We start from the raw sequence: 13,734 nt of genomic DNA on the forward strand, positions 1-13,734 counted from the left end.
ACCTCCTTGTCTGGAGCGAGGGTGCGGCGCATTGCGGTGATTTGACGCGGCGGCTCTAGATTAGGCCTGGGGTGGGGGTGGGATCAAGGTAGATGGGAATACTGATGTGTCAGGGCGGATGCTATCGCGAGCAAGCTCGCTCCCACAGGGGGGATCTTCAATGGTCACAAAAGGTGTGTCCGCTGCGGATCCCTGTGGGAGCGAGCTTGCTCGCGATGGCGGTCCTGAGTCTTACTGAGCCATTGGCCCCACTTCGCGCAGGGGCTTGCCGCGCACCGGCGCGTCGCCAGCCACGTAGTACGGGGCGGTGCTGCGTGGCAGGGGCTTGCGACCACGGATCTTGTCGGCGATTTTCTCGGCGATCATGATCGTCGGCGCGTTCAGGTTGCCGGTGGTGATGATCGGCATGATCGAGGCATCCACCACGCGCAGCCCTTGCATGCCATGCACGCGACCTTCGCCGTCCACCACGGCCATGTCGTCGGTGCCCATCTTGCACGAGCAGGACGGGTGGAACGCGGTTTCGGCGTGTTCGCGGATGAACTGGTCCAGTTGCGCGTCCGTCTGCACCTCGATGCCCGGACTGATCTCGCGACCCCGGAACGGATCGAGTGCCGGTTGCTGCATGATCTCGCGGGTCAGGCGGATGCCGTCGCGAAACTCCTGCCAGTCCTGCTCGGTCGCCATGTAGTTGAACAGAATGCTCGGGTGCTGGCGCGGGTCCTTGGACTTGGCCTGGATCCGGCCGCGGCTCGGCGAGCGCATGGAGCCCATGTGCGCCTGGAAGCCGTGTTCCTTCACCCCGTTGCTGCCGTTGTAGTTAATCGCCACCGGCAGGAAGTGGTACTGGATGTTGGGCCAATCGAATTCCGGGCGGGTGCGGATGAAGCCGCCGGCCTCGAACTGGTTGCTGGCGCCGATACCGGTGCCGTTGAACAGCCATTCGGCACCGATGGCCGGCTGGTTGTACCAGAGCAGCGACGGGTACAGCGAGACCGGTTGAGTGCAGGCGTATTGCAGGTACAGCTCCAGGTGATCCTGCAGGTTCTCACCGACCCCCGGCAGGTCATGCACCACCGGAATGTCGAGGCTTTCCAGCAATTGCGCCGGGCCGACGCCGGAGCGTTGCAGGATCTGTGGCGAGGCGATGGCGCCGGAGCACAGCAGCACTTCCTTGCGTGCCCGGGCTTCGACACGCTCTTCAGCGGCGCCCACCAGGTAACGCACGCCGACCGCACGCTTGCCTTCGAAGATGATCTTGTCGGTCAGGGCGTGGGTGACGATGGTCAGGGTCGAGCGCTTCTTGGCGATGTCCAGGTAGCCGCGCGCGGTGCTGGCCCGACGGCCGTTGGGCGTGACGGTACGGTCCATCGGGCCGAAACCTTCCTGCTGGTAGCCGTTGAGGTCTTCGGTACGCGGGTAACCGGCCTGCACGCCGGCTTCGACCATGGCGTGGAACAACGGGTTGTTGCCGGCCTTGGGCGTGGTCACGCTGACCGGCCCGTCGCCGCCGTGGTAGTCGTTCGGGCCGATGTCCCGGGTCTCGGCTTTTCTGAAGTAGGGCAGGCAGTCCAGGTACGTCCAGTCCTCGAGGCCAGGCAGTTTTGCCCAGTTGTCATAGTCCAGGGCGTTGCCGCGGATGTAGCACATGCCGTTGATCAGCGAAGAACCGCCCAGGCCCTTGCCGCGACCGCATTCCATGCGGCGGCCGTTCATGTGCGGCTCCGGGTCGGTCTCGTAGGCCCAGTTGTAGCGCCGGCCTTGCAGCGGGAATGCCAGGGCGGCAGGCATTTGCGTGCGAAAGTCCAGGCGATAGTCCGGGCCGCCGGCTTCGAGCAGCAGGACGGTGACGCCCTCGTCTTCGGTCAGGCGGGTGGCCAGGGTGTTACCGGCCGAGCCGGCACCGATGATGATGTAATCGAATTCTTGGGACATGAAATGCACCCTCTTTTTGAATTGGGTTCAGGTCGCGGTTGCCTTGACGCCGCAGAACCTGTGGCGAGGGGATTTATCCCCGTTCGGCTGCGCAGCAGTCGTAAATCAGCGACTGGGTTTGTCTGAAGAATGGGGGGCCTTGGGGAGGGGCTGCTACGCAGCCCCACGGGGATAAATCCCCTCGCCACAACAGCGTTCACTCAAGGCCTCATGTCCAATCAGAACACCGACGCGTAATCGCCCAGTTCGACCTGTACCGATTTGATGCGGGTGAAGTTGTTCAGCGAACTGATGCCGTTCTCACGGCCCACGCCCGATTGCTTGTAGCCGCCCACCGGCATTTCAGCCGCCGATTCGCCCCAGGCGTTGATCCAGCAGATGCCGGCTTCGAGCTGGTGGATCACGCGGTGGGCGCGGTTCAGGTCGCGGGTCACGACGCCGGCGGCCAGGCCGAAATCGGTGTCGTTGGCGCGGCGGATCACTTCTTCTTCGGTGTCATAGGTGAGGATGCTCATCACCGGGCCGAAGATTTCCTCGCGCACGATGGTCATCTCATCGGTGCAGTCGGTGAACACGGTCGGGGCGACGAACGCGCCCTTGGCGAATTCGCCTTCAGTCAGGCGACCGCCGCCGCATAGCAGGCGCGCGCCTTCGGCTTTGCCTTTCTCGATGTAGCCCAGCACGCTTTCCATGTGGGCGAAGCTCACCAGCGGGCCGAAATTGGTGTTTTCATCCTCTGGGTTGCCAACGCGGATGCGCGCCACACGCTCGGCGATCTTGGCTTCGAAGGCGGCCTTGAGGTGGCTCGGTACGAACACGCGAGTGCCGTTGGTGCAGACCTGGCCGGAGCTGTAGAAGTTGGCCATCATCGCGGTGTCGGCGGCGCGATCCAGGTCAGCGTCGTCGAAGATGATCAGCGGCGACTTGCCGCCCAGTTCCATGGTCACGTCCTTGAGCGAAGAACTCGAGGCGCTGGCCATGACTTTCTTGCCGGTGTCGGTGCCGCCGGTGAAGGAGATTTTCTCGATGCGCGGGTGCTCGGTCAGCCAGGTGCCGACTTCACGGCCGCTGCCGGTCAAGACGTTGAACACACCCGCTGGAACGCCGGCTTCGGTGTAGATCTCGGCCAGTTTCAGGGTGGTGAGCGAGGTGACTTCGCTCGGCTTGAAGATCATTGCGTTGCCAGCCGCCAGGGCCGGGGCGGATTTCCACAGGGCGATCTGGATCGGGTAGTTCCACGCGCCGATACCGGCCACCACGCCCAGGGGCTCGCGACGGGTGTAGACGAATGAAGTGGTGCGCAGCGGAACCTGCTCGCCTTCGATGGCAGGCACCAGGCCAGCGTAGTATTCCAGCACGTCGGCGCCGGTGACGATGTCGACGTAGCGGGTTTCGGAGTAGGCCTTGCCGGTGTCCAGGGTTTCCAGGGCGGCCAGTTCATCGTTGCGCTCGCGCAGGATGTCCACGGCGCGGCGCAGGATGCGCGAACGCTGCATGGCGGTCATGGCCGCCCAGACTTTCTGGCCCTTTTCGGCGCTGACCACGGCGCGCTCCACGTCCTCGAACGTTGCGCGCTGCACCAGGGCGAGTACTTCACCGTTGGCCGGGTTGATGGCTTCGAAAGTGGCGTCGCCGCTGGCATCGCTGTACGCGCCATCGATGTAAAGTTTTTGCAGTTCGAAACGGGCCATAAAGTCCTCGCAAGTGCATGAGTGGTTGGCTGGCCACCGAGCGTGTCGTTCATAGCTGACTACGCGCTGCGGTGACGGTTCAGGAGTCGAGCGGTTCTGTGTGCTCTGGCGCCCCCGCCTTGGCCAGTTGGAAATCCATGTATTCGTAAGCGATCTGGTGCGCCTGGGCGGTATCGAACGCGTCTCCCGACAGCGCTCCGCGCAGCCACAAACCGTCAATCAACGCGGCCAGGCCCCGTGCCGCGCTGCGCGCCTGATCGACGGGCAACACGCGGCGGAACTGGCAGCACAGGTTGGAATACAGACGGTGATCGTTGATCCGCTGCAACCTGTGCAAAGACGGGTGGTGCATGCTGGTGGCCCAGAAGGCCAGCCAGGTTTTCATTGCCGGGCCATTGACCTGGCTGGCGTCGAAGTTGCCTTCGATGATCACCTTGAGGTGAGCCCGCGGGCTGGTGTCCTCCAGTGCCTGGCGGCGTGCGGTGACGTTTTCGCTCAGGACAGTCATCAGGTACTGGGCCGTGGCCGCGATCAGGCCGTTCTTGTCCTGAAAGTAGTGACTGATGATGCCGTTGGAGACACCAGCCAGACGGGCGATCAGCGCAATGCTGGCGTCCCCCATCCCGACCTGATCGACCGCTTGCAACGTGGCTTCGATCAATTGTTGGCGGCGGATGGGTTGCATACCGACCTTGGGCATCTAGCACATCTCCTTAGGCCTGCAGGCGGACGAATGCAGTCCGTCATGGCGAGGGCCAGTCTATTTTGTTTTTATTGAACGTTCAATCAACAAAAACAAAGTTCTATGACAAGTCGTCGCTGTTTGTCGGATTTCCACGTGTAAAGGGCGCTTGAAGGCACATGGAAAACCGCCGCGCAGGGGCGAGGACTTTTTCGGGATGTCTTTATAACACTCGTCGGTCGGTTGCCGAGCAAACGGCTGTGTCGCTGGGCTGCGGTGTAGGAGCTGTCGAGTGCAACGAGGCTGCGATCTTTCCCCAGACACTTGAATCTCAAGCGAAAGATCAAAAGATCGCAGCCTTCGGCAGCTCCTACACGGCAACCCGGCGGGAGCAAGAGGCAGGCTGAATCTCTGCACAAACAAAAACGCCGCGATCATCTCGCGGCGTTTGTGTGCGTGGGCTCAGCCCAGGTTCTTGCCGAGCAGTGCGTGGTACAGCTCGCTGTCGCCCAGGATCCCGACGACTTTCTGGTTATCGTGGAGCACCAGTTTGTTGCCGGTCTGGTAGCGGATCTGCAACGCGTCGCGCATGCCGATGTTGGAATCCACCAGGGTCGGACGCCGGCCCAGCTCTTCCACCGACTGGCCCGGTGCCCAGTTTTGCAGGTCCAGGACCGCGCCGTTCTGCCGGGCGCCCTTGATGGTGTTGCCTTCGGCCAGGTCGAGCCAGGAGTCGCCGCCCGGATCCAGGCAGACCGAACCGTTGATGCGTTTGCAGTTGTCCAGGGTGCGCATCAGGCTGCGACCGCACAGGACGTTGAGCGGGTTGGTGTGGGCGACGAACGTACGCACATAGTCGTCCGCCGGGTTGAGCACGATCTCTTCGGGCTTGCTGTACTGGATGATCTTGCCGTCTTTCATGATGGCGATCCGCGTGCCCAGCTTCAGGGCTTCGTCCAGGTCATGGCTGACGAACACGATGGTCTTTTGCAGTTTGCGCTGCAGTTCCAGCAGTTCGTCCTGCAGGCCTTGGCGGATCAGCGGGTCGAGGGCCGAAAACGGTTCGTCCATCAGCAGGATGTCGGCGTCCATCGCCAGGGCGCGGGCCAGGCCGACCCGTTGCTGCATGCCGCCGGACAGCTCGTCGGGTTTCTTGTTGCGCCACTGGGTCAGGCCCACCAGCTCGAGTTTTTCATCCACCAGCTTGCGCCGTTCCTTCTCGGGACGGCCCTGCATTTCCAGGCCGAAGCTGATGTTCTCGCGCACCGTCAGCCAGGGCATCAGGGCGAACTTCTGGAACACCATGGCGATGCGCTTGGTGCGCATCATCTTCAGTTCGGCGGGGGAGCAGGAGGCGATGTCGATCTGCCGTCCTTCATGCTCGACGAACAACTTGCCACGACTGACGGTGTTCAAGCCGTTGATGCAGCGCAGCAGGCTGGATTTGCCTGAGCCGGAAAGGCCCATCAAGACGCAGATCTCCCCCTTCTCGATGGACAGGCTGGCTTTTTCCACGCCGACGATCAGGCCGGTCTGCTGCAGGATCTCGGGGCGCGAAAAACCCTTGTCCAGCAGGTCCAGCGCGGCCTTGGGGCGGTTGGAGAAAATAACATCGACGTCTTCGAAACGAATGATGCTCATGCGTCACCCCCTACTTTAGCGTCGGGTTGTTTGCAGATTCGGTCGAGCATGATCGCCAGCAATACGATCGCCAGGCCGGCTTCGAAGCCCAGGGCGATATCGGCGGTGTTCAGTGCGTTGACCACGGGTTTGCCCAGGCCATCGGCACCCACCAGCGCGGCGATCACCACCATCGACAACGACAGCATGATGCACTGGGTGATACCGGCCGCGATGCTTGGCATCGCATGGGGCAGTTCGATACGCGACAGGAGTTGGCGGCGGGAGCAGCCGAAGGCTTTGCCGGCGTCCATCAGTTCGTCCGGAACGTCGCGGATGCCCAGGTAGGTCAGGCGGATGGGCGCGGCAATCGCGAACACCACCGTGGAGATCAGGCCCGGGACCACACCCAGACCGAAAAGGGTCAGGGTAGGAATGAGGTAGACGAAGGTCGGTACGGTCTGCATCAGATCGAGTACCGGCCGCATCAGGGTATAGAACATCGGCTTGTGCGCGGCAACAATGCCCAGCGGCACACCGATCAGCACACAGACCAGGGTCGCGAACAGCACCTGGGCCAGGGTTTCCATGGTCTCTTGCCAGTAACCCAGGTTGAGAATCAGCAGGAAGGACGCGATGACGAATACGGTCAGGCCCCATTTGCGCTGGATGAAGTGCGCCAATAGCGCGATGAGGCCGATCAGGGCCAGGGGGTTGAACCAGGTCAGCGCAAACGTCACGCCGTGAATCATCGTTTCCAGAAACAGCGCGATTGCGTCGAATGTGCTGGCGCCGTTTTGCGTCAACCATTCGACAAAGCCCGCGATGTACTGGCCCAAAGGTATTTTCTGATCAATAAGCATGGTAGTGAACGTCCGCATGCAAGGGAATAAACAGCCCGGGCGAGCGAACTCGCCCGGCATAACATAGGCAGTTATTGCACAAGCTTGGCTTTCACGGCTTCCAGGCCAGGTTTACCGTCAATGGTGGTCACGCCAGCGAGCCAGGTATCGAGTACCTGTGGGTTTTTCTTCAGCCAGGCCTTGGCCGCGGCCTCAGGTTTCATCTTGTCGTCGAGCACGTTGCCCATCAGCTGGCTTTCCATGTCGACGGTGAACTCCAGGTTTTTCAACAGTTGTCCAACGTTGCTGCATTCCTGGCTGTAGCCCTTGCGGGTGTTGGTCGCCACGGTAGCGGCACCGAAGTCGGGGCCGAAGAAGTCGTCGCCGCCGGTCAGGTACTGGATCTTGAAACGCGTGTTCATCGGGTGTGGCGCCCAGCCGAGGAACACCACGTCGGTGCCACGCTTGGAGGCGCGGTCGACCTGCGAGAGCATGCCCGCTTCACTCGACTCGACGACTTTGAAGCCGGCGTCCTTCAGGCCGAAGGCGTTCTTTTCGATCATGCTCTGGATCAGGCGGTTGCCGTCGTTGCCCGGCTCGATGCCGTAGATCTTGCCGTCCAGCTCTTTCTTGAATTTGGGAATGTCGGCGAAGTCATGCAGACCTTTGTCATACAGGGCCTGGGGTACGGCGAGGGTGTATTTGGCGCCCTTGAGGTTGGTGCGCACGGTTTCCACGGTGCCGGCTTCGCGGTAGGCCTTGATGTCGTTTTCCATGGTCGGCATCCAGTTGCCGAGGAATACATCCATGTTCTTGCCATCGGCCAGGGACTTGTAGGTCACCGGCACGGAAATCATGGTGGTCTTGGTCTTGTAGCCCAGCGCGTCCAGCACCACGCTGGTGGTCGCCGTGGTCACGGTAATGTCGGTCCAGCCGACATCGGAGAAGTTGACGGTGCTGCACTTTTCGGGTTCTGCAGCGTTGGCCAGCATCGGAAGACTCAGCATGGCGGCCAACAACAACGGCTTGGAACCTTTCATGGGTGGACTCCTGGTGTTTTATCGGCGGTGTCCGGTCAGGACAACCACGCTTAATTGGATGTTGCGGTTGGTGGCGCGTGGGCACTCTCTGACACGCGGCCTTGCAAACGAGCCGTAACCGATCATGTACCAGTGCAAATCTGACGCCTACAGGGTGAGTCGTATCCAGTACAGGGATGGTCGCATCCAGTGTCGGTGACGTCGTTTACAGATTTTTTCCGCCCCTGACGGGCCTCTGACACGCAGAAAAACGCCGCAGAACCGGGGTCAGGGACGGGCGGCGCTGGTGGGCATGATTGCGTCGGTGTCAGACGTCGGGCGCCAAGGCAAAAACCGGATGATGCGGCCATCCCGGCGTTGAGCGTAGCAGCTCCGTCACCGGACGCTCCTGCGCCCGGATGTGCCTGTTCTGGAGGTTATCGGCAATGGCAATCAGCGTTTTCGACTTGTTCAAAATCGGTATCGGCCCGTCCAGTTCCCACACCGTGGGCCCCATGCGTGCCGCGGCGCTGTTCGTTGAAGCGCTCAAGGCAAAGGCCCTGCTCAATGATGTGCGCCGGGTCGAGGTGCAATTGTTTGGTTCGCTGTCGGCCACCGGCATCGGCCACGGCAGCGACAACGCCGTGATCATGGGCCTGATGGGGGAGTGGCCGGACGCAATCGACCCGTCGCAGATCGGCCCGCGCATCGAGCTGCTGCGTGAAACCCAGACCCTGCTGCTCGACGGTCGCCTGCCGGTGCCGTTCGTATGGTCCCGGGACATGCGCCTGATCGACGAGAACCTGCCGTTCCATCCCAATGCGATGACGCTGGTGGCCGAGGGCGCCGACGGTGAGCTGCACCGTGACACTTATTACTCGGTCGGCGGTGGCTTTGTCGTCGATCAGGCCCAGGCCTCCAGTGGTGTGGTGGATCTGGACAGCACTGAGCTGCCTTACGATTTCTCCAGCGCCGAAGAATTGCTTGAGCTGTGCCGTACCCACAACTTGCGGGTAGCCGAGTTGATGCTGGCCAACGAAAAGGTCTGGCGGTCCGAAGACGAGATCCGCAGTGGCCTGATGAAACTGTGGCGGGCCATGCAGGATTGCGTCGAGCAGGGCCTCAAGCACGAAGGCATCCTGCCGGGCGGTTTGAATGTGCGCCGGCGGGCGGCCAAGTTGCACCGCAGCCTGCAAGAGCTGAACAAGCCCAATGTCATCGGCTCGACCCTCAGCGCCATGGAGTGGGTCAACCTGTTCGCCCTGGCGGTCAACGAGGAGAACGCGGCCGGCGGCCGCATGGTCACGGCGCCGACCAACGGTGCGGCGGGAATCATCCCGGCGGTGCTGCACTACTTCATGAAATTCAGCGAAGCGGTCACCGACGCCAACGTCGTGGATTATTTCCTAGCCGCGGCGGCCATCGGGATCCTGTGCAAAAAGAACGCATCGATCTCCGGCGCCGAAGTCGGTTGCCAGGGCGAGGTAGGATCGGCCTGCGCCATGGCGGCGGCGGGCCTGGCGGAAATCCTCGGGGCCACGCCGGAGCAACTGTGCAACGCGGCGGAAATCGGCCTGGAACACAACCTCGGCCTGACCTGCGACCCGGTGGGCGGCCTGGTGCAGGTGCCGTGCATCGAGCGCAACGCGATCGCCGCAGTCAAGGCCATCAATGCCGCACAAATGGCCCTGCGCGGGGATGGCCAGCATTTCATCTCCCTGGACCGGGTGATCCGCACCATGCGTGATACCGGTGCCGACATGCATGACAAGTATAAAGAGACCTCGCGCGGTGGTTTGGCGGTCAGTGCGGTGGAGTGCTGACCTGAGGTTGCAGATTTATTGTGGCGAGGGGATTTATCCCCGCTGGGCCGCGCAGCGGCCCCCTACGTTCTTTCTGATACACCGAGGTGTTTGAGGTTAGGGCTGCTTCGCAGCCCAGCGGGATAAATCCCCTCGCCACAAGGACCTCAAGTTGCTCACAAAATGCACACCCATCCTGAAACACGCCACCTTTTAGCGCGTCGCAAACAGACAAGGCGCCTGTTGCCGGGCCAACCGCTGAATCGCGCTCGACCGTCCGTCACCCGCACCTGTGGTGCTACTCCTTGCGCAAGCCGCGCAGCCCAGTTCCCACAAGTGCTACCGAACTGCTCACAGCCTTCTGTAAGCGGTACCTGCAGCCATTGACGGCACCTAAAACCCGGACGCGATGCACGCCTTATATAGACGGGCCGCGATGTCGTTTTCAGGATTTATTGAACACACATTCAATTTTAGGCATGGCAATTGCTCTATCCCGATAAAGCCCTGTCTCGCGCAAGAGAACGTGGCAATAACAAGAGCCTCCGCCTGAGGCCATCACCCGCTTTGTGTGAGGAGATACCGCGATGACGACGTCCAACTCCGGGGCCCAACCCCAGAACCGTGCGCCTCAATCCATCGGCTTTTTGCTGCTGGACAATTTCACGCTGATTTCCCTGGCGTCCGCGGTGGAACCGCTACGCATGGCCAACCAGCTATCCGGTCGCGAGCTGTATCGCTGGACCACCCTCACGGTCGATGGCGGCCAGGTCTGGGCCAGCGACGGTTTGCAGATCACCCCCGACGCCTCCATGCACAAGGCGCCGCCCCTGGACACCGTCATTGTCTGTGGTGGCATTGGCATCCAGCGCACCGTGACCCGTGAACACGTGTCGTGGTTGCAGAGCCAGGCCCGCCAGTCCCGTCGCCTCGGCGCGGTCTGCACCGGCAGTTGGGCCCTGGCCTGCGCCGGCCTGTTGGACGGTTTCGATTGCAGCGTGCACTGGGAATGCCTGGCGGCGATGCAGGAAGCGTTCCCGCGGGTATCGATGAGCACCCGCCTGTTCACCCTCGACCGCAACCGCTTCACCAGCTCCGGTGGCACCGCGCCGCTGGACATGATGTTGCACCTGATCAGTCGCGATCACGGTCGTGAGCTGTCGGCGGCGATCTCTGAAATGTTTGTCTACGAGCGTATCCGCAACGAGCAGGATCACCAGCGTGTGCCGCTCAAGCACATGCTTGGCACCAACCAGCCGAAGTTGCAGGAAATCGTGGCGTTGATGGAAGCCAACCTCGAAGAGCCGATCGACCTGGACGAACTGGCGGTGTACGTCGCCGTGTCCCGGCGTCAGCTGGAGCGGTTGTTCCAGAAATACCTGCACTGCTCACCGTCGCGCTACTACCTCAAGCTGCGGCTCATTCGTGCGCGGCAACTGCTCAAGCAGACGCCGATGTCGATCATCGAGGTGGCCTCGGTGTGCGGCTTCGTTTCCACCCCGCACTTCTCCAAGTGCTACCGCGAATACTTCGGCATTCCGCCGCGGGACGAGCGCGTTGGTTCCAATACCACGCAACAGGTGGCGATGATGCCGCTGCCGCAGGCGCTGGTGCTGTCGCCACTGTCCGGGCCGCTGTCGGCGCTGAGCCAGGCGCGTAATGAATCGACGTTTGCCAGCGTGAGGCTCTAGAAGGGAGCTTGCCCCCGCTGGGCCTGCTGGCGCTGTGTAGGAGCTGCCGAGCGAAGCGAGGCTGCGATCTTTCTCCAGACATTTGAGTCCCAAGTGAAAGATTAGAAGATCGCAGGCTTCGCCAGCTCCTACAGGGACCAGGATCAGCTGTGGTTTTGCTGGTAATCCGTCAGCGCCGGCAACAGCTGCTTGTCGATTGCCTGGCGCACGGCCGGCAGGATGGTGGCGCTGCTGGTGTACATGTCCTTGACCATCCGCCGCAGTTCATTGGCGCGGGCCCTGTCCAGCCCCCGCACTGCGCACTCGCATGCCTGCTCGGCAGTGGAGCCACTGGGTATCTGCAGTCCCAGGGCCTTGAGATGGCCCAGCAGGTCTTCCTGGTCGATCAAATCGGCGTGCATCATGACGCTTTTCCTTGTTCAGGGATTGGGGTCGTGTCTCGATTCTGGTAGCCACCCGAAGCGGCGGCAAGGGCAAATGGTCGCAATGTCATGAATGACTATGGAGGCGTCGTTTTCGGTTAACTTGCCCAGGCCTGGACTGGGCACACTGGCCCCAAGCTGAATCACGATGGTTTGGTCACCCTCGCGCGACAGCTCCTCCAGTAACGCAACCTGCCCCGATCCTGTCACGGCTTGATCGGGGATTTTTTTGTCTGTGACAATCAGGGAGTGATGGGTTGTTCGTCAGGGCGCTATCGCGAGCAAGCTCGCTCCCACAGGGGTTGTGTCGTTCACAGATCTGATGTGGGAGCGAGCTTGCTCGCGATGAACGATGACGCGGTCTACCTCTGCAACACCAGAATCCGCGACAACAACTCATCCCGATCCACATAACACCCCTGGAAATGCCGTGCCCCGGAGGCCGGGTCGAAGGCATTGCGGGCGTGAAGGGTGCGGCGGTTGTCGAAGCACCAGAGCTGGCCCGGTTCGAGACGCTGCACCACGCGAAAGCGTGGCTCGCGGGTCAGGGCGATGAAGCGGCGGTAGGCACGGTAGAGTTTGGGCATCTGCTCGGCCGAGGTGTCGAACGGCCCACGCAGGAAGTTCGCCATGCGGATTTCCGAGACCTGTCCGAGGGCGTCCAGGGCGATGATCGGCGCCAGGCAGCGGTAGTCGCTGCGGCGGTCCTTGTTGCGAAACTCCACCGGAATCCGGCACAGGGCGTCGAAGGCCTCGGGGTCTTCCTGGCGCAGGGTTTCGGCAATGGCGAAACCGTCGACAAAAATGCTCTCGCCACCGTCGGCGTCATTCACCAGGCAATGCAAGAACTGCAGCCCCGGCTGCAGCTCCCGGGTCGGCAGGTCGGTGTGCAGCGGCAGGTTGAAAGCGGTGTAGGCGTTGCTGTCGGCATCGGCCTTGGACTGCACGTTGAACAGCACGCCGAAGTTGCTCTCGCGGATGAAGGCGATGCGTTGGGCTACCCGTTTCAGCGAACCGGGTTCGGTGGGCACGCCGCGCACTTGGGTCAGGCCGATGTCGCGCAGCGCCAGCAACCATTGCAGCAATGCGTCGGTATCGTCCATCAGCGCCGGGTAATCGAACACCGGCAGTGGCAGGTCGTGCCGCCACAGCTGGCGCCGGGGCTTGTTCGCCAGGCGCTCGGCCCGGGATTGATCATCGTAGGCATGGGCGCGCAACCAGCCCGGGTCAAAACGGCTCTGATGGCCGTCCTGCCAGTCCACGCATAGGCAGCCTTCGTCGTCGATGCGAATCGCGCCGGGGGCCATGTCCTCAGCGACATCGACGATTTCCAGCACCTGCTCGCGGGTGACGCTGTAGACGCATTGGGGGCAAGGGCAGTTGTCCCGTAACCATGGGTGATGAAAGGGGCTGGTCCGGCCATCGGCCCATGTGACTTGCACCCGATCGGCCAAGGGGGTGGCGGCGGTCAACGCAAAGATCAGGGGATAACGGCGGAAGTCGGCAAAAGCGGCGGCGGTGTTCATGCGATCTCCTGTGCGAAGCTTACCGGGCGGGGGGCAGGGCGATGACCCGACCGATATAGGTCGGGGTCGGCAGGTCGGATTGCTCATCAAGCAGGGCGTCGAGCCGGGCCAGGGTCTGCTCCGTGAAGGGCGCCGAGCGCGGGCCCGCCAGATCGACGTGCAACAGCATCTGTTCATTGCCGGCCAGTTCTTTATCACCACCCACCAGGTGCAGGCTGTGATAGAGGTGCAGGCGTTTGGCGTCGTGGCCGATGATCTGCGTGTGCACTTGCACCTCGGCCCCGAGTTTCACTTCGTGCAGGTAGTTGAGGTGCAGTTCGAGGGTGAACAGCGAGTGACCGCTGGCTTCGCGGTTCTGGCTGTCCAGGCCGAGCCGGTCCATCAGCGCGTCGGTGGCGTAGCTGAAGATCAGCAAGTAGAAAGCATCGCGTAGATGGCCGTTGTAATCGACCCATTCGGGGAGGATGCGGGTCTGGTAGGTGGTGAGGGTGGGCATGATTCAGG

The 13,734-nt window shown here is 62.1% G+C and carries 11 protein-coding genes; 2 read left to right on the top strand and 9 right to left on the bottom strand.

All coding sequences use genetic code 11. From position 1 onward, the window contains the following. Positions 1-231: 231 nt before the first annotated feature. The 6 genes from betA to BLQ55_RS16085 all read right to left on the bottom strand — a co-directional run bounded on the left by betA (position 232) and on the right by BLQ55_RS16085 (position 7,810). A complete protein-coding gene (betA, locus tag BLQ55_RS16060) occupies positions 232-1,935 on the bottom strand; it encodes a choline dehydrogenase (protein ID WP_092255102.1) in 1,704 nt (567 codons plus the stop codon). Between the two features lie 218 nt (positions 1,936-2,153). Continuing rightward, entirely contained in the window at positions 2,154-3,626 is a 1,473-nt protein-coding gene (gene betB / locus BLQ55_RS16065) for a betaine-aldehyde dehydrogenase (protein ID WP_092175129.1), read from the bottom strand. A 79-nt stretch (positions 3,627-3,705) separates the two neighbouring features. After that, positions 3,706-4,326 carry a transcriptional regulator BetI gene (betI, locus tag BLQ55_RS16070; protein WP_014340607.1) on the bottom strand — a complete coding sequence of 207 codons (621 nt, stop codon included), beginning with the start codon at positions 4,324-4,326 and terminating at the stop codon, positions 3,706-3,708. Positions 4,327-4,770: 444 nt separating this feature from the next. Further along, entirely contained in the window at positions 4,771-5,949 is a 1,179-nt protein-coding gene (gene choV / locus BLQ55_RS16075; protein ID WP_060740268.1) for a choline ABC transporter ATP-binding protein, read from the bottom strand. After that, positions 5,946-6,791 (bottom strand): choline ABC transporter permease subunit, encoded by an 846-nt coding sequence (choW, locus tag BLQ55_RS16080; protein WP_092202822.1) that lies wholly within the window; start codon positions 6,789-6,791, stop codon positions 5,946-5,948. The genes choV and choW overlap by 4 nt, the downstream gene beginning before the upstream one ends. Before the next feature lie 71 nt (positions 6,792-6,862). Beyond that, positions 6,863-7,810, bottom strand: a complete 948-nt coding sequence (locus tag BLQ55_RS16085; RefSeq protein ID WP_092202820.1) for a choline ABC transporter substrate-binding protein — start codon at positions 7,808-7,810, stop codon at positions 6,863-6,865. Between the two features lie 425 nt (positions 7,811-8,235). Between BLQ55_RS16085 and BLQ55_RS16090 the strand changes: the two genes are divergently transcribed. Both BLQ55_RS16090 and BLQ55_RS16095 read left to right on the top strand, forming a co-directional pair. Then, a complete protein-coding gene (locus BLQ55_RS16090; RefSeq protein WP_092255105.1) occupies positions 8,236-9,612 on the top strand; it encodes an L-serine ammonia-lyase in 1,377 nt (458 codons plus the stop codon). 566 nt (positions 9,613-10,178) lie between these two features. Continuing rightward, entirely contained in the window at positions 10,179-11,282 is a 1,104-nt protein-coding gene (locus BLQ55_RS16095; RefSeq protein ID WP_060740272.1) for a choline metabolism transcriptional regulator GbdR, read from the top strand. Positions 11,283-11,425: 143 nt separating this feature from the next. Here the strand turns inward: BLQ55_RS16095 and BLQ55_RS16100 are convergent, their stop codons facing one another. The 3 genes from BLQ55_RS16100 to BLQ55_RS16110 all read right to left on the bottom strand — a co-directional run bounded on the left by BLQ55_RS16100 (position 11,426) and on the right by BLQ55_RS16110 (position 13,726). Next, positions 11,426-11,686, bottom strand: a complete 261-nt coding sequence (locus tag BLQ55_RS16100) for a hypothetical protein (protein WP_092202816.1) — start codon at positions 11,684-11,686, stop codon at positions 11,426-11,428. 380 nt (positions 11,687-12,066) lie between these two features. Next, entirely contained in the window at positions 12,067-13,230 is a 1,164-nt protein-coding gene (locus BLQ55_RS16105; protein ID WP_092202814.1) for a gamma-butyrobetaine dioxygenase, read from the bottom strand. Positions 13,231-13,249: 19 nt separating this feature from the next. Then, entirely contained in the window at positions 13,250-13,726 is a 477-nt protein-coding gene (locus BLQ55_RS16110) for a thioesterase family protein (RefSeq protein ID WP_092202812.1), read from the bottom strand. Positions 13,727-13,734 lie beyond the last annotated feature (8 nt).

The organism is Pseudomonas sp. NFACC13-1, assembly GCF_900104425.1.
GTDB lineage: Bacteria > Pseudomonadota > Gammaproteobacteria > Pseudomonadales > Pseudomonadaceae > Aquipseudomonas > Aquipseudomonas fluorescens_AA.